Here is an 18,317-nt window from a genome sequence, read left to right as displayed (position 1 = left end):
GGGCGTCCATGGGCATCAACCTCAATCCCTTCACCTGGTGGAACGGCGCCACGATCGGCACCTGGTTCGGCCTGCGCGGCAAGGCGCAGGTCGGCGAGGATTCGATCGGCAACACCTATTGGCAGGGCGGTGCCGACACCGCCGGCAATCCGCGCCGCTGGGTGATCTACAACGGATCGAACGACGCCAGCCGGGTGCCGCCCGAATGGTTCAGCTGGTTGCACCACCAGGTCGATGCCGTTCCCGAGAAGGCGCTGCCCGCGCCACGCGCCTGGCAAAAGCCCGCCATCCCCAACATGACCGGCACCGCGCTCGCCTACCGCCCCCCGGGTGCGCTCGAAAAGGGTGGCAAGCGCGCGATGGCGACGGGCGACTACGAAGCCTGGTCGCCGGACGCGTGATCCGCCGCGGGATCGCCGCCGCGGTGATCGCCGCGGTGCTGATCGTCGGCGGCTGGTTCGGCTATCGCGCGCTTCATGGCGATGACGCGCCCGTGGCGACGACCGGCCCGGTGGTGCAGGCGGTGCCGAGCGCAGCCGGTACTGACGGCGTGGAGACGGTCGATACCGGCGACGCCGCGACCGCAGGCGGAGGTACGCCGATGGCGCAGCGGGTGGCGGTCCTCGGGCTGCTCAACAAGCGAAACGGCGTCGCGCGCGATCTCACGTTGAAGCCGGGTCATGCGGTGCGGGTGGGCGATGCGGTGGTGCGGCTGCGGGCCTGCGAGGAAACCGCGCCCTGGGAGGCCGATCATCTGACCGGCGCCTTCGTGCAGCTCGACGTGCGCGGACCCGACCGGCATTGGCGGCGCGGCTTTTCGGGATGGCTGTACAAGGAGCGCCCGTCGCTGAACGTCGTCCAGCATCCGATCTACGACGTGTGGATCAAAAGCTGCGCGATGGCTTTCCCCGACAGGGGGCCCGACACCGTCTCGCTTTCCGATCCCGCGCCGCGATCGAGCGCGAAGAAGTCGCCGGAGGCCGATGCCGGTGCGGATGCCGCGCCGATCACGCCCGACAGCGCTTCGGACAACAGCACCATGTAATCGGCACGGTCGATCTCGACCGTGCCCATCGATGCCAGATGATCGGTCTGGAATTGGCAGTCGAGGAGCGTGAAGCCGCCGGCCCTCAGCCTCGCGACCAGCCAGGCCAGCGCGACCTTGGAGGCATCGGTAGCGCGGCTGACCATGCTCTCGCCGAAGAACGCGCGGCCCAGCGCCAGACCGTAAAGGCCGCCGACCAGCGTCTCGCCGTCCCAGCATTCGACCGAATGCGCAAAGCCCATCCGGTGGAGCTGCACGAACACATCCTCGATCGCATGGTTGATCCACGTCTCGGGCCGGTCCGCCGCACCCTCCGCGCACAGCCGCAGGACGCGCCGGAACGCGGTGTCCGCCGTCACGCGAAACCGCTCGTTGCGCAGCGTCTTGCGAAGCGAGTGCGAGGGGCGGAACGCCTCGATCGGGAGGATGGCGCGGCGCTTCGGCTCCACCCAGAAGACGCTGTCGGCCTCGCGCGCGTCCGACATCGGGAACACGCCCACCGCATAGGCGCCGAGCACGAGCTGCGGGTCCAGCGGCGGCATCAGGCGGCGAGCTGGCGCTCCACGGCTCGCCACAGCCCGTCGAACGCGACGGCGGCCGCCGATCGCGGCGCGAACGCGCCAACGGGTTCGCGGCGAACGGTCATTTCCTCGATCACGCTCGCCATCGGGATCACCGGCCAGTCGGGGTTGCGCGAAAGGGCGGCCGCATGAAGGCTGCGCCGGCGATCGACCATGACATGCACGGGCATCAGCGCGGTGCGATCGCCCAGATGCGCCTTCACCGCGGCGAAGGCGCGTTCGGAAAGTGGGGAGGGGATGACGGGCACCACGATCACGTCCGCGGCACGCATCACCTGATCTGCCGTGTCGGTCAGGCCGGGCGGGCAATCCAGCAACACCCGGTCATAGCCTTTCAAGCCGCCCAGCAGCTTGGCCAGGCGCTTCTTCTTGTCGAGATCCTGGAAGAGCCGGTCGAGCCCGCGCAGCGAACCGTCCGCCGGGATCAGGTCGAGCCGCGGCCACGCCGTTGCGATGGCGCGGGTGGCGAGCGGCACGTCGCGCGAGAAGATCGCCTGCGCATCGTTCGAGGGGGTGCCGTGCGCGAGCACCCAGCTGCTCGCCGCCTGCGGATCGAGATCCCAGAGCAATGTCCGCCGGGCCGAGCGCGTCGCCGCGCACCAGGCGAGATTGACGCTGAGTGTCGTCTTACCGACACCGCCCTTCAAGCTGTAGATCGCGATGGTGGCCATGCGCGCAAGATTGGCGCGACAGGCCGGCCAACGCAAGTGGATATGGCGGGGAGAAGAAGGCCAGCCTTGCCGCATGGCCGAAAGGAAACGGGCTGACGAATCGCTCTGCCAGCCCGCTCCGAGTAAAAAGTCTACTGAGTCAAGACTTGCAGGTGAGCTCGCCCTTGCCGGGCTGAGTCAGGGTGACGCTGTCGGGGCCGCCCGTCATCTTCCAGCCGCCATCGGCGACATAGGGATCGCCCGACTTCGCGGCGATCAGCTTGGTGGCGGTGCCGCCTTCCTTGGTGCGGACGGTGGCCTGCTTCTCGCCCTGGAAGAAGGTGACATAGACGAGGCTGTTGTCCTTGCAGCGCAGCGTCTTGTCGGCCTTGATCGCGGGCGGCAGCTCGACCGGGGGGGCGTTCTTCAGGGCGTTGGCCATCGGATCCGGGTTGGCGTCGACCACTTCGGCCTTGGGCTGGGAGTTGCAGGCAGCCAGCGCAAGCAGCGTGGCCAGGGCGGCGGTGGGGAGGAGGCGTGTCATAGCGATCCGGGCTTCGCGCATGCAGCATAGGGCGTCAAGGCGCGCGCGACGAGGCGTGGTGGAAATCGCCGCTTGCCGGCGGCAAAGCGACGCTCGCTTGCCGCCGGCGCACGCACTATCCATCTATGGCCGATGCATATCATTCCCGACACGCTGGGCCTTATCGGCAACACCCCTCTCGTCCGACTGAAGGGCCCGAGCGCGGAAAGCGGCGCCGAGATCTTCGGCAAATGCGAGTTCGCCAATCCCGGTGCTTCGGTGAAGGATCGTGCGGCGCTGGGCATCGTCGAGGATGCGGAGGCGCGGGGCGTTCTGAAGCCGGGCGGCACGATCGTGGAGGGCACGGCGGGCAACACCGGCATCGGCCTCGCGCTCGTGGGCAATGCCAAGGGCTATCGCACGATCATCGTGATGCCCGAAACGCAAAGCCGCGAAAAGATGGACACGCTGCGCGCGCTGGGCGCCGAACTCGTTCTCGTCCCCGCCGCGCCCTATTCGAGCGCCTGCCACTTCGTCCACACGTCCCGACGGATCGCCGAGGAGACGGAGGGCGCGATCTGGGCGAACCAGTTCGACAATATCGCCAATCGCCGCGCGCACATCACCGGCACTGCGGAGGAAATCTGGGCGCAGATGGACGGCCGGATCGATGGCTTCACCTGCGCGGCCGGCACCGGCGGAACGATCGCGGGCGTGGGGCTGGGGCTGAAGGCGCGGGACGAATCGGTGACGATCGCGCTCACCGATCCGCATGGCGCCGCGCTCTACGAATATTATGCGCATGGCGAGTTGAAGTCGGAAGGGTCTTCGGTGGCGGAGGGGATCGGGCAGGGGCGGATCACCGCCAATCTGGAGGGCGCGCCGATCGACACCCAATTCCGCATCTCCGATCAGGAGGGCTGGTATTGGGTGCGTCGCCTGCTCGACGAGGAGGGGCTGTGTCTCGGCTTGTCGTCGGGTATCAACGTGGCCGGCGCGGTGCGGCTGGGGCAGCGGCTGGGCGCGGGCACGCGCGTCGCGACGATCCTGTGCGACACCGGATTCCGTTATCTCTCGACGCTCCACGATCCCGCCTGGCGCGAGGCCAAGGGTCTGGCGTGACGCGAATCGACAGAGGCGTGCCGATCCGGTACGTCATATTGACGTCATGAAGCCCAAGCCCGATCCCCAACAATCGATGCAACGCGTGAAGGTCGGCATGATCGGCCTCGCTGTCGTGATCCTGCTCATCGGCCTGGCCAGTGCGATCATCGGTTCCGCCACCCACGAGCGGCCGCTGCCGTCGATCGGCGCCCCCCATGCCGATGTCATGGCCAACATGGCGCTCGCCAACGAAGCCGCCGCGGGGCCGCTTGCCGAACTGGGTGTCGCCCCCAGCGCCGACAATGTCCAGCCGGCGGCGGGAGGCGCGCCGTGAGCCGTCGGGGATTTTCGGGGATCGCGGCTTCCTGCGGTTCTTGTGTGACGGGCGGCGTGCCCGTCCGGCCACCGGATCGACACCATTATCCGGCGTGATTCCCCGGCCATCCCCAAAAATCCCGTTGCGTCCCCGGCGCTCCCTTGGTAACCAGCGTTAACACAGGGGCAGGCTTTACCGTTCGTGAAAAACGATCCGGTGGGCGGCGATCAGCCGCCTTCCGGGCGGTCGGGTCGTGCACGCCAAACGCGAGGTCGGCGTGTCGGACAGGGAGTATTATCAGGGCGATGGCATCGGTCTTGTCGACGACAAGGGCCGGGTCGCGATCCCTGCATCCCTGAGATCGGTTCTGGCGACCAACGCGCCCAAGGCGAATGGCAAGGACGGGGGCACGATCGTGATCGGCGCCCATCAGAAGAACCGCTGCCTCGTTGCCTATGATCCCGGCTTCGTCGCGATCCTGGCCGAACGGCTGGGGCGACGCGAGGCGGAGAACACCCGCGACGATGGCGAATTCGACTATAACATCAAGCGTCGTGCGTCCTCGGGCGAGGCGGTGCCTTTCGACGGATCGGGGCGCTTCATCATGCCGGCATTTCCGCGCTTCTATGCCGGCATCAAGGGCCATGCCTTCTTCTATGGCGTGCTCGACTATATCGAGATCTGGGATCCGGCGACGTTGATCGCGACGCCCGACATGCCCGACGTCGTCAAGGAGATGGCGCGCTTCTACATGGCGGAAAAGGGTGTGGCGCTATGAGCCAATCCCCGCATATCCCCGTTCTGCTCGACGAAGTCGTCGCCGCGCTCGCGCCGGCCCCCGGCGAGACGATGGTCGACGCCACCTTCGGTGCCGGCGGCTACACGCGGGCGTTGCTTGCGCGCGGCGCCTGCGTGGTCGCGTTCGATCGCGATCCGGACGCGATCGCGGCGGGGCGTGCGCTCGAGGCCGAGGAGGACGGTCTGCGTCTCGTGGCGGCGGATTTCTCGCGGCTGGAGGCGGCGTTGGATCGGCCCGTCGACGGCGTCACGATGGATATCGGCGTGTCATCGATGCAGCTCGACCAGGCCGGGCGCGGCTTCTCGTTCCAGGCGGATGGCCCGCTCGACATGCGGATGGCGCAAGTGGGCATGTCCGCGGCGGACTTCCTGAACGAGGCCGACGAAGAGGCGATCGCCGACATCCTCTATCGCTACGGCGACGAGCCCAAGTCGCGCCGCGTCGCCCGGGCGATCGTCGCCGCGCGGCCGCTGACGCGCACGTCCGAGCTGGCGAGCGTCGTTCGTCGTGCGCTCGGCCACCGCCCGCACGACAAGAAGGATCCCGCGACGCGCGCGTTCCAGGCGATCCGCATCCATGTGAACCGCGAGCTGGACGAGCTGGCCGACGGGCTCGCTGCCGCCGAGCGCGTGCTGAAGCCCGGCGGCCGGCTGGCGATCGTGACGTTCCACAGCCTGGAGGACCGGATGGTCAAGCGCTTCCTGCGCGACCGTTCGGGCGGGGCGCCGGCGGGCTCGCGCCATCTGCCGCAGGCGGATGCGGGTGCGGCCCCCAGTTTCGAGAATGTCGGTCGCGCGGTGCGCGCCGGCGAGGACGAGGTCGCGCGCAATCCCCGCGCACGATCGGCGACGCTCAGGACGGCGCGGCGGACCGCGGCCCCCTCCTGGACGAACACACCCTGGGCGAACGAGGTGACGGCATGACGGCGGCGTATCGGTTGAAGGGCTTCGGCTGGTTCGCCAGCGGCGTGGGCGTGGTGCTCGCCTTCTATCTGGTCTCGCTCCAGGTCGCGACCGAGCGCAAGAAGCTGGAAGCGGTCAACGGCCACATCCTGGCGGCGCAGCGCGACATCCGCGCGCTGGAGACCGAATTCGATACGCGTGCAAACCTCGCGCAGCTCGAACGGTGGAACGGCGACACGCTGGCGCTGGCAGCGCCCACCGCCGGGCAGTTCGTGGCCGATGCGGGTCAATTGGCGGCGCTCGACGTGAACGCGTTGCCGTCGGACGATGCCAAGGTGCAGACCGCCGCGCTGGTGGTGCCCTCCGCACCCGGTGCGATGCCCGCACCGATCACCTCCGCGCCCGCGATCGCCGCGCCGGTATCTGTGCCATCATCCGCGCCGGCGGTACAGGTCGCCGCCGTGCAGATGGCCAAGGTGGCGGCCAGCCCGCGCGTGATCCGCGCCGCCGCGATCCACATCGTGGAGGCCGCCCATGCGCCGACGGTGCATGCGGCGCATGCCAAGCCGCAGGCGATGGCCATGCTCGATCGCAAGCTCCTGTCCGACACCACGCTCGGCGATATTCTGAGCGGCGCGCGCGCCGAGGCGGGTCACCGGCGTTGACCGCCGTCGTCGCCCGGCCGCTCCAGGGGCCACGGCGCACCGCGGGTCAGCGCCACCAGCTGGTCGCGACCGCGCATATGCGCCTGATGATGCTGATGGTGCTGTTCGCCGCGGCGGTGCTGCTGGTGATCGGGCGGCTGGCGATGCTGGCGATCGTGTCGGGGCCGGCGGACGCCGCCGCGCGCACCGCGACGCTCGCCGCACGCGGCGACATCGTCGATCGCAACGGCGCACCGCTCGCGCGGACGATCGACGCCTGGACGATCGCGATTCACCCCGGCAAGCTGATCGGCGATCCGATGGACATCGCCGCGCGCCTCGCCGCGCTGATGCCGGACGGCGGCAATCAGGCGCATTATTACGCGCTGCTCACCAGCCACGCGAACTTCGTCTATCTCCAGCGGCGAGCGTCGCCGGCGCTGGTCGAGCAGGTCAACGCGATCGGCGAACCCGGGATCGTGTTCGATCGCGAGACGCAGCGGCTTTATCCGCAGTCGGCGATGGCGGCGCATGCGCTCGGCTTCCTGTCGACCGACGGCCACGGGATGAGCGGCATGGAGCGCGTGCTCGACGCCCGGCTGCTCGATCCGGCGAATGCGGGCAAGCCCATCGCGCTGTCGATCGACACGCGCGTGCAGGCGGCGATGGAAAGCGAACTCGGTCACGCCGCCGCCACCTTCCAGACGCGCAGCGCCGCGGGCGTGGTGCTCGACGTCCACACCGGCGAGGTGATCGCGATGGCGTCGCTGCCGATCTTCAACCCCAACCGGGTCGGGATGGCGGGCAGCGAACAGTTGCGCAACACCGTCACGCAGAGCGTCTACGAGCTCGGCTCGACGTTCAAGCCGATCACCATGGCGGCGGCGATCGACGGCGGGGTCGTCACGTCGATGGCGCGGCGCTTCGATGCGACCGCCCCGCTGCGTGTGGGCAGCTACACGATCCATGACGAGCGCGGCGATCCCAAGCGCTGGCTCAACATTCCCGAGACGCTGATCTATTCCTCCAACGTCGCCACCGCCCGGATCGCCGACGAGGTGGGGCCGCAGCGGATGCAGGCGATGTTCCGCAAACTCGGCTTCGATACCAAGCCGGATATCGAACTGCGCGAGAAGGGCCATCCGCTCTGGCCGAAATATTGGGCCCGCACGACGGTGATGACGACGGCTTACGGCCACGGCATCGCGGTGACGCCGCTGCATCTCGCCAGCGCCTATGCCGCGCTCGTCAACGGCGGCATCTGGCGGCCGGCGACGCTGCTGAAGGTGCCCGCGGGCCAGGCGCCGCAGGGCCGCCGCGTCATCAGCGAGGCGACCAGCGCGCGGATGCGCCAGTTGCTGCGGCTGATCGTGCTGCGCGGCACCGGCCGCAAGGGCGATGCCCCCGGCTACCGCGTCGGCGGCAAGACCGGCACCGCCGAGGCGGCGGTCGCGGGCGGCTACGACCATCACCGCAACGTCGCGACCTTCGCCGCGGCGTTCCCGATGGACGCCCCGCGCTATGTCGTGCTCGCCATGCTCGATTCGCCGATCGGCACGAAGGAGACCTTCGGCTGGAAGACCGCCGCATGGAACGCCGCGCCCGTCGTCGGGCGGACCGTGTCGCGGATCGGCGCGATTCTGGGTGTGATCCCCGACACCCGCCGCGACGTCGACGTGTCGGACATCACGCCCTTGCTGTGGCAGGCGCCCGGCGAGAAGCAGGTGGATGGGCGATGAGGGCGGTCCCATGAAGCTCGGTGCGCTGACCGGCGGCGACGAGCCCGAAACCGTCACCGGCTTCGCGATCGATCACCGCAAGGTCGCGCCGGGCACCATCTTCGGCGCGTTCGTCGGCGCCCGCGCGAATGGCGAGGATCATATCCGCGACGCGGTGAAGGCCGGCGCGATTGCGGTCGTTGCCCGGCCGGAGGCGGTGGTGGAGGGCGCGGTGCACATCGCCGATGCCGATCCCCGCCGCGCGTTCGCGCGTGCCGCTGCCGCTTTCTTCGCGCCGTTCCCGAAGGTGAACGTCGCGGTGACGGGCACCAACGGCAAGACATCCTGCGTCGAGATGGTGCGCCAGCTCTGGCGGATGGCGGGGCACCATGCCGCCTCGATCGGCACGCTGGGCGTCACCACCGCGGACGAGCGCACGCATACCGGGCTGACCACGCCCGATGTGGTGACGTTCCTGTCGAACGTCGCCGGCCTCGCGCGCGAAGGTGTGACCCATCTGGCCTTCGAGGCGTCGAGCCACGGGCTGACCCAATATCGCACCGAGGGTCTGGACGTGATGGCGGCGGCCTTCACCAATCTCAGCCGCGATCATCTCGATTACCATGGGACGATGGACGCCTATCTGGCGGCCAAGCTGCGGCTGTTCGCCGAGGTGCTGCGGCCCGGCGGCACCGCAGTCGTCTGGGCGGACGACGATCACGCCGCCGACGTGATCGCCATCGCGCAGGGACGGGGCCAGCGGCTGCTGAGCGTCGGCACGCGTGGCGAGACGCTGCGGCTGGTGGAGCGCATTCCCACCCTGCTGGGGCAGCGGCTGACGATCGCGGCGGAGGGCACGAGCCACCGGGTCGATCTGCCGCTGATCGGCGCCTATCAGGCGGCGAACGCGCTGGTGGCGGCGGGGCTGGCCATCGCGACCGGCGCCGCCGTCGCGCCGACGCTCGCCGCACTCGCGCGCCTGCAGCCGGTGCCGGGGCGGCTCGAACGCGCCGCGATCACGCGCGCCGGCGCACCCGTCTATGTCGATTACGCGCATACCCCCGACGCGCTGGAGGCGGCGATTGCCGCGCTGCGTCCCCATGCCGGCGGCCGGCTGATCCTGGTGTTCGGCGCCGGTGGCGACCGCGACGCCGGCAAGCGCGCCGCGATGGGCGCGGTTGCCGTCGCGCAGGCCGATCGCGTGATCGTCACCGACGACAATCCGCGCACCGAAGACGCCGCCGCCATTCGCGCGCACGTGCTGGCGGGTGCGACGGACGCCACCGAGATCGCCGACCGTCGCGCCGCGATCGCCGCGGCCGTGCGCGGGGCGGGCGCGGACGACATCGTGCTGATCGCGGGCAAGGGGCATGAACAGGGCCAGATCGTGGGCGACATGACGCTGCCGTTCGACGATGTGGCGGTCGCACGGGAGAGCGTGGGATGAACGAAGCACGCAAATCCGACGACCCGACGTTCGTCGTAGGCGAAGACGCGGGCGGACAGGGGCGAAATCCCCCGCAACCTCCGCGTGAACGGCGGCGGCTCGGCCTGCGCTATGGCGCGGGGGCGGATGCCAAGGGAGAGCGTCCATGAGCGAAGCGCTCTGGACGGCCGCCGACATCGCCGCGGCGACCGGCGGGACCGCCTACGGCGACTTCACCGCCGATGGCGTCGCCTTCGATTCGCGCGAAGTCGGCCCCGGCGACCTGTTCGTGGCGCTGACCGGCGAAACCACCGATGGCCATCGCTTCCTCGATCAGGCTTTCGCGCAAGGGGCTGCCGGGGCGATCGTCTCGGAGGACGCTGCCAGGCCGCGGATTCGCGTGGGGGACACCTTCGCGGCGCTGCGCGATCTTGCCCGTGCGGCCCGCGCCCGCACCGCGGCGACGATCGTCGGCGTGACCGGATCGGTCGGCAAGACCAGCGCCAAGGAGGCGCTGTTCGCGGCGCTCGACCGATCGATGCCGGGCGCGGTGCACCGCTCGGTCAAAAGCTACAACAACCATACCGGCGTGCCGCTCAGCCTGGCGCGGATGCCCGTGCCGACACGCGTCGGCGTGTTCGAGATGGGCATGAACCATGCGGGCGAACTCGCCGACCTCACGCGGCTGGTCCGCCCGCATGTCGCGCTCGTCACCGCCATTGCGCCCGCGCACACCGCCTTCTTCGCGGGCGAAGAGGCGATCGCGGATGCTAAGGGGGAGATTTTCCAGGGGTTGCAGCCCGGCGGCACCGCGATCGTCCCTTTCGACAGCCCGCACCGCGACCGGCTGATCGCGGCGGCGCAGCCCTATGCCGCGCGGATCGTGACGTTCGGGATGAAGGAGGGGGCCGACGTCCGCTCGCTGGAGGCGATGCGCCTGCCGACCGGCACCTTCGTCACCGCGCGTATCGGCGAGCGGGAACTGAGCTTCACGATGGCGCAGCCGGGCATGCACTGGGTATCGAACGCGCTCGCGGTGCTGGCGGCGGTCGATGCGGTGGGGGCGGATCTCGGCCTCGCCGGGCTGGCGCTGGCCGAGATGGGCGGACTTGCCGGGCGCGGCGCGCGGATGCCCGTGTCGCTCGCGGAAGGCGAGGCGCTGCTGATCGACGAAAGCTACAACGCCAATCCCGCTTCGATGCGCGCGACGCTCGCCGTGCTGGGGCACGAACCGGGCCGCCATGTCGCGGTGCTGGGCGAGATGCGCGAACTCGGCGACGACTCCGCGACCTACCACGCATCGCTCGCCGAGCCGATCGCGGCCGCGCGCGTCGAAGCGGTGGTGCTCGTCGGCGAAGCGATGGCGCCGCTTGCCGCCGCGCTTGAGGGGCACACCGAATTGGTCCATGTGATGGCCGCCGCGGACGCCCTCGCAGCACTTCGGTCGATGCTGGCACCGGGGGACGCGGTGCTCATCAAGGGATCGAATGGAGTCGGGCTGTCGCGCGTCGTCGCAGGCCTGGCGGACGGGGCTTAGCATGTTCTACTGGATCGCGGAGCATCTGGGCTTTTCGAGCCTTCTCAATCTGATCCGCTATCAGACGTTCCGCACGGGCGCCGCTGTGGCCAGCGCGCTCGTAATCGGGCTCATCATCGGCCCGCGCTTCATCGGATGGCTGCGCCTGCGCCAGGGCAAGGGGCAGCCGATTCGCGCCGACGGGCCGCAGACACATCTGGCCAAGCGCGGCACGCCGACGATGGGCGGCCTGATGATCCTCACCTCGATGGGGCTGTCGATCTTCGCGTGGATGGATCTGAGCAACCCCTATGTCTGGGCGTGCCTCTTCGTGACGCTCGGCTTTGGCGCGATCGGCTTCATGGACGATTACGACAAGGTGAAGAAGGCGAGCACCGCCGGCGTCTCGGGCCGCGTGCGGCTGTTGCTGGAATTCGCGATTGCCGGGATCGCCGCGGCGGTCATCATGCATTCGAACGGCCCGCATCTCTATCTGCCGTTCACGACGCGCGTGTATCTCGACCTCGGCTATGCCTATCCGCTGTTCGCCGCCTTCACGATCGTGGCGTTCGGCAATGCGGTGAACCTCACCGACGGGCTGGATGGTCTCGCCACGATGCCCGTCATCATCGCCAGCGTCGCGTTCATGGTGATCGTATACCTCGTCGGAAACGTGAAGTTCGCCACCTATCTCGGCATCCCGCACGTGCCCGGCGCGGGCGAACTCGCCATCTTCTGCGGCGCAGTGGTGGGTGCAGGGCTCGCCTTCCTGTGGTTCAACGCACCGCCCGCCGCGGTGTTCATGGGCGACACCGGCAGCCTCGCACTGGGCGGCGCGCTCGGCACCATCGCGGTGGTCGCGCATCACGAGATCGTGCTCGGGATCATCGGCGGCCTCTTCGTCGTGGAGGCGATGTCGGTCATCATTCAGGTGTTCTTCTACAAGCGCACCGGCAAGCGCGTGTTCCGGATGGCGCCGATCCACCATCATTTCGAACAGCTCGGCTGGAGCGAGCCGACCGTGGTGATCCGCTTCTGGATCATCGCGCTGGTGCTGGCGCTCGCCGGCCTGTCGACGTTGAAGCTGCGGTGATCGTCGCGCGCGCCTGGGGGGGCAAGCGCTATGCGGTGCTCGGTCTGGCGCGATCGGGTGCCGCGACGGTGCGCGCGCTGCTGGCGGGTGGCGCCCGCGTCGTGGCATGGGATGCCGACGAGACGAAGCGCAACGCCTTTCTCCCCGCCACGGGTGACGACCTGACGATCGCGCCGCTCGACGATCTCGCCGGGTTCGATGCATTGGTGGTGTCCCCCGGCGTGCCGCTCAATACCCATCCGCTCGCCGCTCCGGCGCGCGCGGCGGGCGTGCCCGTCATCGGCGACATCGAACTCTTCGCGCAGGCCCGCGCCGATTTGCCGGCGCACCGCGTCGTCGGCATCACCGGCACCAACGGCAAGTCGACCACCACCGCGCTCGTCCACCACATGCTGCAAGGCACCGGGGTGCCGAGCCTGATGGGCGGCAATATCGGCCTGCCGATCCTGGGCGAGGATCCGCTGTCGCCGGGCGGCGTCTATGTGCTCGAACTGTCGAGTTACCAGATCGATCTGACGCAAAGCCTCGACTGCGACGTCGCGGTGCTGCTGAACGTCACGCCGGACCATCTCGACCGCTATGACGGCTTCGACGCCTATGCCGCGAGCAAGGCGCGGCTTTTCGCGATGCAAGCGATCGGGCACGCCGCGGTGATCGGGATCGGCGATGCGCCGTCGGCGGCGATCGCGCGGTCCCTCGACGATCGCGGCGCGCCGGTGACGAAGATTGCGCCGGGCCAGTGCATGGACCAGTCGCGCTGGCCCGCGCTTCAGGGGCCGCACAACGCCCAGAACGCGCTAGCCGCGATCGCCGTGGCGCGGGCGTTGGGCATCGCGGCGGCGGAGATCGACCGCGCGCTGGCAAGCTTCACCGGCTTGCCGCACCGGATGCAGACGATCGCGCAGCGCGGCGGTGTGGCGTTCGTGGACGACAGCAAGGCGACCAACCCCGAATCGACCGCCCCGGCGCTTGGCGCGTTCGGGCGGATCCACTGGATCGTCGGTGGCCGGCCCAAGGGCGACGATCTCGACGCCTGCGCGCCCTTTTTCGGCAACGTCGCCGCGGCCTATACGATCGGGGAGGCCGCAGCGCGCTTCGCCGAGATCCTGCGCGGCCAGGTGCCGGTGGTGGAACAGGCCGGCACGGTCGAGGCCGCGGTGCGCGATGCCGCGGCGGCGGCGCGGCCGGGCGATACCGTCCTGCTGTCGCCGGCCTGCGCCTCGTTCGACCAGTTCCGCGATTACGAGGCGCGGGCCGCCGCGTTCCGCACCGCCGTGGAGGGGCTGGCATGACCGACACCCGCGCGAATTCGGGCGCACAGCCGGGCGGGATCGTCGCGCGCATGAAGCAGCGCGGCGGTCGCGGCGACCGGTCGCCGCTCGGCACCTGGTTCTGGGACATCGACCGGATGCTGCTGCTGCTCACCCTGTTCCTGATCGCGATCGGGCTGGTGGCGGTGGCGGCGGCGAGCCCGGCCAGCGCGGTCCGCTATTCGGGCGATCACCACAAGATCGCGCCGCTCTATTATTTCTGGCGCCAGCTCATGTGGGTGGGCGTGTCGCTGCCGGTGCTGTTCGGCGTGTCGATGATGCCCGTGGCCGCGGCCCGGCGGATGGCGATCGGCGGCGCGATCCTCTTCGTCGCGCTGCTGGTGCTCACCCCGCTTGTGGGCGTGCAGGTGAACGGCGCGCGGCGCTGGATCGGCTATGGCTTCGCCCAGTTCCAGCCTTCCGAATTCCTGAAGCCGATGTTCATCGTGACGACGGCATGGCTGTTGTCGCTGAAGGCCAAGGAGCCCGACCTGCCGACCGTGCCGATCACCTTCGTGATGACCGGCGGCGTCGCGTTCCTGCTGATGCTCCAGCCCGATTTCGGCCAGACGGTGATCTTCTGCACCGTCTGGCTCGCGCTCCTCATGATCGCGGGCACGCCGACGCGCGTGCTGGTGGGCATCGTCGCGATGGTGCCGGCGGGGCTCGGCGCGGCCTATGTCTTCTATGGCGTGGCGCGGGCGCGGATCGACGCGTTTCTGTTTCCGAGCGTGGAGGGCGAGGGCGCGGCGGACCATTTCCAGACCAACGCCGCGCACGCCACGCTGACGGCAGGCGGCTGGACGGGCACCGGCCCCGGCGCCGGCGTCGCAAAGTTCGGCCTTCCCGAGGCGCATACCGACTATGTGTTCTCGGTGATCGGCGAAGAGTTCGGGCTCATGGCCTGTTCGATCGTCGCGCTGGTGTTTCTTGCGATCGTCGTGCGCGTGTTCGTCAAGCTGCTCGACGAGCAGGACGAGTTCAAGCTGCTCGCCGCCTCGGGCCTCGCGGTGCAGTTCGGCGCGCAGGCGCTGGTGAGCATGGCGGTGAATACGGGGCTCGCACCCTCCAAGGGCATGACGCTGCCGTTCATCAGCTATGGCGGATCGTCGATGATCGCGCTGTCGATCGGCATGGGGTTGCTCCTCGCATTCACCCGGCGCAATCCGTTCCTCACGCGGAGCCCGTACGTCGTCCGCTGGAGTGGTGAATGACGAAGCATTTCGTATTGGCGGCCGGCGGCACCGGCGGCCACATGGTTCCCGCCGCCGCGCTCGCGGCGGAGCTGACGCGACGCGGCCACCGCGTGGCGCTGGTCAGCGATGCGCGCGGGGTGCGCTTCCCCGGCCTGTTCGAGGGCATCCAGACGCATGTCCTGCCCGCCGGGCGGTTTCAGATGAAGCGCCCGCTCGGCTGGCCGTCGGCGGCGCGCGAGATGTGGCGCGGCCGGGCGATGGCGCGCGAACTCTATGCCACGTTCAAGCCCGCCGCCGTGATCGGCTTCGGCGGCTATCCCGCGCTGCCAGCGCTGCTCGCGGCCTTCGCCGCGCGGATCCCCACCGCGGTGCACGAACAGAATGCGGTGCTCGGCCGGGTCAACCGGCTGGTGGCGGGGCGTGTCGATGCCATCGCCACCTCCTATGACCGCACGGAGCGGCTGGCGGCGAAGCTGGCGGGCAAGACGCACCGGGTGGGGAACCCGGTGCGCGAGGCGGTGCTGGCGCTGCGCGACCGGCCCTATCCGCTGCTGGAGGAGGACGGCATCTTCCGCGTTCTGGTCACCGGCGGCAGCCAGGGCGCGAGCATTCTGAGCCAGGTGGTGCCCGATGGGCTGGCGATGCTGCCCGTGACGTTCCGCCGGCGGTTGCAGGTGACGCATCAGGCGCGGATCGAGGATATCGATGCGGTCCGCGCGCAATATGCCGAGCATCAGATCCCGGCCGAACTCGCCACCTATCTGCCCGACATGCCCGAGCAGCTCGCCTGGGCGCATCTGGTGATCGCGCGGGCGGGGGCCTCGACGATCGCGGAACTGACCGCCGCGGGGCGCCCGGCGATCCTGGTGCCGCTGCCCTCGGCGATGGACGACCACCAGACCGTCAACGCCCGCGAGATCACGCAGGCGGGCGGCGCGCGGACGATCGCGCAAGGCGAGTTCACCGCGGTGGAACTCGCCAAGCAGATGCAGAAGCTGGGGCTCGACCCCGCCGCGCTGGAGAATGCCGCGGCGCGTGCCCGGAGTGTGGGGCGGCCGGACGCAGTCGGCGATCTGGCGGATCTGGTCGAGAGCCTCGATGCCCCGGTCGCCCGGCTGCCCGTCGCCGCACCCGCCCGCAAGGAGGCCCTGGCGTGAGGGGTGTCGCAATTGACATCGGCACGATCCATTTCGTCGGCATCGGCGGGATCGGCATGTCGGGCATCGCCGAGGTGATGAAGAATCTGGGCTATGCGGTGCAGGGCTCGGATGTTGGCGAAGGTTACGTGGTTCAAGGCCTTCGTGGTAAGGGGATACCCGTCACGATCGGCCATGCCGCCGAGAATCTGGGCGACGCGGCGGTCGTCGTCGTCTCCACCGCGATCGTGCGCAGCAATCCCGAGGTGGAGGCCGCGCTCGAGCGCCGCATCCCCGTGGTGCGCCGTGCCGAGATGCTGGCCGAGCTGATGCGGCTGAAATCCACGGTGGCGGTAGCGGGCACGCACGGCAAGACGACGACGACGTCGATGGTCGCGGCGATCCTCGATGCCGGCGGCGTCGATCCCACCGTCATCAACGGCGGGATCATCAACAGCTATGGCTCGAACGCGCGGCTGGGTGCGTCGGACTGGATGGTGGTGGAGGCCGACGAGAGCGACGGCAGCTTCCTGCGGCTGGACGGCACGATCGCCGTCGTCACCAACATCGATCCCGAACATCTCGATCATTATGGCAGCTTCGATGCCGTGAAGGACGCGTTCGTCGCCTTCATCGAGAACGTGCCCTTCTACGGCGCGGCGCTGCTGTGCCTCGACCACCCGGAGGTGCAGGGCATCCTGCCGCGGGTGCGCGACCGGCGCGTCGTCACCTATGGCTTTTCGGCGCAGGCCGACGTTCGCGGCGTGAACGTCACGCCCATCCCCGGCGGCAGCCGCTTCGAATGTCTCGTCCGCGCGCGCGACGGCGCGGTGCGCTCGATCGAGGGGATCGAGCTGCCGATGCCGGGCCGGCACAACGTCCAGAACGCGCTGGCCGCGATCGGCGTCGCGCTCGAACTAGGGCTGGACGATGCGACGATCCAGCAGGGCTTCGCCAAGTTCGGCGGCGTGAAGCGGCGCTTCACCAAGGTGGGCGAGGTGCCGCTGGGCGATGGCGCGGCGACGATCATCGACGATTACGGCCACCACCCCGTCGAGATCCGCGCCGTGCTGGCTGCGGCGCGCGAGGGCGCGCAGAGCACGGGCGGCAAGGGGCGGGTGATCGCGGTGGTGCAGCCGCACCGCTATTCGCGGCTCGGCAATCTGATGGAGGATTTCCAGACCGCGTTCAACGACGCCGACCGCGTGCTGGTGACGCCCGTCTATGCCGCGGGCGAGGCGCCGGTGGCCGGCGTCGATTCGGAAGCGCTGGTCGAGGGGCTGAAGCGCCGCGGGCACCGCTCGGCCGCTTTGGTCGCCGATGCCGATGCGCTGGCGGACGAACTCGCCGCGATGCTGCGCGCCGACGACATGGTGGTGTGCCTGGGCGCGGGCGACATCACCCGGTGGGCGGCGGGCCTGGCCGACGCGATCGGGGCGCGGGCATGAGCGCGCCCGCGCGGGAATTTGGGGACGACGGCGCGTTCCGGGGCACGATCGAGGGCGGCGGCAGCCTGGCGGACTTCATCTGGTTCCGCACCGGCGGCCCGGCGGAATGGCTGGTGCGGCCGGCCGATACCCAGGATCTCGCGGGCCTGTTGCGTGCGCTCGATCCGGCGATCCCGGTGCTGCCGATCGGGGTCGGATCGAACCTGATCGTCCGCGACGGCGGCGTGCCCGGCATCGTCGTGCGGCTGCCCAAGGCGATGGCGCGGGTGAGCATCGAGAATGGCCGCGTCCGCGCCGGCGCCGCGGCGATGGGAATCACCGTGGCGAGTGCGGCGCGCGATGCGGGCATCGCCGGCATGGAGTTCCTGCGCGGCATTCCCGGCACGGTGGGCGGCGCGGTGCGGATGAACGCGGGCGCCTATGGCAGCGATGCGAGCGACATCCTGGTCGAGGCGACGATCGTCACCCGCGACGGCACGGTGGAGGTGTGGCCGGCGGAGCGGCTCGGCTATACCTATCGCCATTCGGACGTGCCGGCGGGCGCGATCGTGGTGGAGGCGGTGTTTCGCGGCATGCCGGGCGAACCCGCGATCATCGGCGCGGAGATGGACCGGATCGCCGCCGAGCGCGAGGCGTCGCAGCCGCTGCGCAGCCGCACCGGCGGATCGACCTTCAAGAACCCGCCGGGCCACAAGGCCTGGGCGCTGATCGACGCCGCCGGCTGTCGCGGCCTGACGCGTGGCGATGCGCAGGTGAGCGAGAAACACTGCAATTTCCTGCTGAACCTCGGCAGCGCCTCCAGCGCCGAGATCGAAGCGCTGGGCGAAGAGGTGCGCCAGAGGGTGAAGGCGCATTCGGGCGTGACGCTCGAATGGGAAATCCAGCGCGTGGGAGTGGCAGGGTGAGCGTG

The 18,317-nt window shown here is 69.7% G+C and carries 18 protein-coding genes and 1 pseudogene; 16 read left to right on the top strand and 3 right to left on the bottom strand.

What is annotated here, in order from left to right; translation table 11 throughout:
- The first annotated feature begins 8 nt into the window (after window positions 1-8).
- Window positions 9-401, top strand: a complete 393-nt coding sequence (locus tag OXQ95_RS03350; protein ID WP_267379625.1) for an NADH:ubiquinone oxidoreductase subunit NDUFA12 — start codon at window positions 9-11, stop codon at window positions 399-401.
- Between the two features lie 200 nt (window positions 402-601).
- Window positions 602-835 (top strand): annotated as a pseudogene (locus OXQ95_RS18685) (DUF2155 domain-containing protein); the annotation flags it as partial.
- Window positions 836-870: 35 nt separating this feature from the next.
- Here OXQ95_RS18685 and aat read toward each other — a convergent pair.
- The 3 genes from aat to OXQ95_RS03330 form a co-directional block, all read right to left on the bottom strand.
- A complete protein-coding gene (gene aat / locus OXQ95_RS03340) occupies window positions 871-1,587 on the bottom strand; it encodes a leucyl/phenylalanyl-tRNA--protein transferase (protein WP_267379623.1) in 717 nt (238 codons plus the stop codon).
- Window positions 1,587-2,297 (bottom strand): ParA family protein, encoded by a 711-nt coding sequence (locus OXQ95_RS03335; RefSeq protein ID WP_242096133.1) that lies wholly within the window; start codon window positions 2,295-2,297, stop codon window positions 1,587-1,589. Before OXQ95_RS03335 ends, aat begins: the two co-directional genes overlap by 1 nt.
- Window positions 2,298-2,436: 139 nt before the next feature.
- Window positions 2,437-2,820: a hypothetical protein gene (locus OXQ95_RS03330; RefSeq protein WP_242096134.1), complete on the bottom strand. Its 384-nt coding sequence runs from the start codon at window positions 2,818-2,820 to the stop codon at window positions 2,437-2,439.
- 132 nt (window positions 2,821-2,952) lie between these two features.
- Here OXQ95_RS03330 and OXQ95_RS03325 point away from each other — a divergent pair, with 132 nt between their 5' ends.
- From OXQ95_RS03325 to murB, 14 genes are all read left to right on the top strand, one after another.
- Window positions 2,953-3,921 carry a cysteine synthase A gene (locus OXQ95_RS03325; RefSeq protein ID WP_242096135.1) on the top strand — a complete coding sequence of 323 codons (969 nt, stop codon included), beginning with the start codon at window positions 2,953-2,955 and terminating at the stop codon, window positions 3,919-3,921.
- Window positions 3,922-3,967: 46 nt separating this feature from the next.
- Window positions 3,968-4,237, top strand: a complete 270-nt coding sequence (locus tag OXQ95_RS03320) for a hypothetical protein (protein ID WP_267379616.1) — start codon at window positions 3,968-3,970, stop codon at window positions 4,235-4,237.
- 259 nt (window positions 4,238-4,496) lie between these two features.
- Window positions 4,497-4,997 carry a division/cell wall cluster transcriptional repressor MraZ gene (locus tag OXQ95_RS03315; protein WP_267379614.1) on the top strand — a complete coding sequence of 167 codons (501 nt, stop codon included), beginning with the start codon at window positions 4,497-4,499 and terminating at the stop codon, window positions 4,995-4,997.
- The gene (gene rsmH, locus OXQ95_RS03310; protein WP_267379611.1) at window positions 4,994-5,941 is read left to right on the top strand and encodes a 16S rRNA (cytosine(1402)-N(4))-methyltransferase RsmH; all 948 of its coding nucleotides are present in this window, start codon (window positions 4,994-4,996) and stop codon (window positions 5,939-5,941) included. Before OXQ95_RS03315 ends, rsmH begins: the two co-directional genes overlap by 4 nt.
- Window positions 5,938-6,585 carry a hypothetical protein gene (locus OXQ95_RS03305; RefSeq protein ID WP_267379608.1) on the top strand — a complete coding sequence of 216 codons (648 nt, stop codon included), beginning with the start codon at window positions 5,938-5,940 and terminating at the stop codon, window positions 6,583-6,585. The genes rsmH and OXQ95_RS03305 overlap by 4 nt, the downstream gene beginning before the upstream one ends.
- Window positions 6,582-8,303: a penicillin-binding protein 2 gene (locus OXQ95_RS03300; RefSeq protein WP_242096139.1), complete on the top strand. Its 1,722-nt coding sequence runs from the start codon at window positions 6,582-6,584 to the stop codon at window positions 8,301-8,303. The genes OXQ95_RS03305 and OXQ95_RS03300 overlap by 4 nt, the downstream gene beginning before the upstream one ends.
- Before the next feature lie 10 nt (window positions 8,304-8,313).
- Complete coding sequence (locus tag OXQ95_RS03295; protein WP_267379605.1) at window positions 8,314-9,729, top strand: UDP-N-acetylmuramoyl-L-alanyl-D-glutamate--2,6-diaminopimelate ligase; 1,416 nt, start codon at window positions 8,314-8,316, stop codon at window positions 9,727-9,729.
- Window positions 9,730-9,874: 145 nt separating this feature from the next.
- A complete protein-coding gene (gene murF, locus OXQ95_RS03290) occupies window positions 9,875-11,245 on the top strand; it encodes a UDP-N-acetylmuramoyl-tripeptide--D-alanyl-D-alanine ligase (RefSeq protein WP_267379603.1) in 1,371 nt (456 codons plus the stop codon).
- A 1-nt stretch (window position 11,246) separates the two neighbouring features.
- Complete coding sequence (gene mraY / locus OXQ95_RS03285) at window positions 11,247-12,317, top strand: phospho-N-acetylmuramoyl-pentapeptide-transferase (protein WP_267379600.1); 1,071 nt, start codon at window positions 11,247-11,249, stop codon at window positions 12,315-12,317.
- On the top strand, window positions 12,314-13,609 hold the full coding sequence (gene murD / locus OXQ95_RS03280) for a UDP-N-acetylmuramoyl-L-alanine--D-glutamate ligase (RefSeq protein WP_267379597.1): 1,296 nt from the start codon (window positions 12,314-12,316) through the stop codon (window positions 13,607-13,609). The genes mraY and murD overlap by 4 nt, the downstream gene beginning before the upstream one ends.
- Complete coding sequence (locus OXQ95_RS03275; protein ID WP_242096144.1) at window positions 13,606-14,841, top strand: putative peptidoglycan glycosyltransferase FtsW; 1,236 nt, start codon at window positions 13,606-13,608, stop codon at window positions 14,839-14,841. The genes murD and OXQ95_RS03275 overlap by 4 nt, the downstream gene beginning before the upstream one ends.
- Window positions 14,838-15,980, top strand: coding sequence for an undecaprenyldiphospho-muramoylpentapeptide beta-N-acetylglucosaminyltransferase (gene murG, locus OXQ95_RS03270; RefSeq protein ID WP_242096145.1), 1,143 nt, complete (start codon window positions 14,838-14,840; stop codon window positions 15,978-15,980). The genes OXQ95_RS03275 and murG overlap by 4 nt, the downstream gene beginning before the upstream one ends.
- Window positions 15,977-17,407 carry a UDP-N-acetylmuramate--L-alanine ligase gene (gene murC / locus OXQ95_RS03265; protein WP_267379593.1) on the top strand — a complete coding sequence of 477 codons (1,431 nt, stop codon included), beginning with the start codon at window positions 15,977-15,979 and terminating at the stop codon, window positions 17,405-17,407. Before murG ends, murC begins: the two co-directional genes overlap by 4 nt.
- Complete coding sequence (murB, locus tag OXQ95_RS03260) at window positions 17,404-18,312, top strand: UDP-N-acetylmuramate dehydrogenase (protein ID WP_267379591.1); 909 nt, start codon at window positions 17,404-17,406, stop codon at window positions 18,310-18,312. The genes murC and murB overlap by 4 nt, the downstream gene beginning before the upstream one ends.
- The last annotated feature ends 5 nt before the right edge of the window (window positions 18,313-18,317 follow it).

Origin of the sequence: Sphingomonas sp. GC_Shp_6 (assembly GCF_026540835.1) — a bacterium.
Lineage (GTDB): Bacteria > Pseudomonadota > Alphaproteobacteria > Sphingomonadales > Sphingomonadaceae > Sphingomonas.
The sequence above is the reverse complement of the archived record's forward strand: the minus strand, read 5'-3'. Positions and strand labels throughout refer to the sequence as shown.

Excerpts from the sequence above, each read along its gene's own strand:
- OXQ95_RS03350 (WP_267379625.1), top strand. The coding sequence starts at position 9 with ATGGGCATCAACCTCAATCCCTTCACCTGGTGGAACGGCGCCACGATC.
- aat (WP_267379623.1), bottom strand. The coding sequence starts at position 1,587 with ATGCCGCCGCTGGACCCGCAGCTCGTGCTCGGCGCCTATGCGGTGGGC.
- OXQ95_RS03335 (WP_242096133.1), bottom strand. The coding sequence starts at position 2,297 with ATGGCCACCATCGCGATCTACAGCTTGAAGGGCGGTGTCGGTAAGACG.
- OXQ95_RS03330 (WP_242096134.1), bottom strand. The coding sequence starts at position 2,820 with ATGACACGCCTCCTCCCCACCGCCGCCCTGGCCACGCTGCTTGCGCTG.
- OXQ95_RS03325 (WP_242096135.1), top strand. The coding sequence starts at position 2,953 with ATGCATATCATTCCCGACACGCTGGGCCTTATCGGCAACACCCCTCTC.
- OXQ95_RS03320 (WP_267379616.1), top strand. The coding sequence starts at position 3,968 with ATGAAGCCCAAGCCCGATCCCCAACAATCGATGCAACGCGTGAAGGTC.
- rsmH (WP_267379611.1), top strand. The coding sequence starts at position 4,994 with ATGAGCCAATCCCCGCATATCCCCGTTCTGCTCGACGAAGTCGTCGCC.
- OXQ95_RS03305 (WP_267379608.1), top strand. The coding sequence starts at position 5,938 with ATGACGGCGGCGTATCGGTTGAAGGGCTTCGGCTGGTTCGCCAGCGGC.
- OXQ95_RS03295 (WP_267379605.1), top strand. The coding sequence starts at position 8,314 with ATGAAGCTCGGTGCGCTGACCGGCGGCGACGAGCCCGAAACCGTCACC.
- murF (WP_267379603.1), top strand. The coding sequence starts at position 9,875 with ATGAGCGAAGCGCTCTGGACGGCCGCCGACATCGCCGCGGCGACCGGC.
- mraY (WP_267379600.1), top strand. The coding sequence starts at position 11,247 with ATGTTCTACTGGATCGCGGAGCATCTGGGCTTTTCGAGCCTTCTCAAT.
- OXQ95_RS03275 (WP_242096144.1), top strand. The coding sequence starts at position 13,606 with ATGACCGACACCCGCGCGAATTCGGGCGCACAGCCGGGCGGGATCGTC.
- murG (WP_242096145.1), top strand. The coding sequence starts at position 14,838 with ATGACGAAGCATTTCGTATTGGCGGCCGGCGGCACCGGCGGCCACATG.
- murB (WP_267379591.1), top strand. The coding sequence starts at position 17,404 with ATGAGCGCGCCCGCGCGGGAATTTGGGGACGACGGCGCGTTCCGGGGC.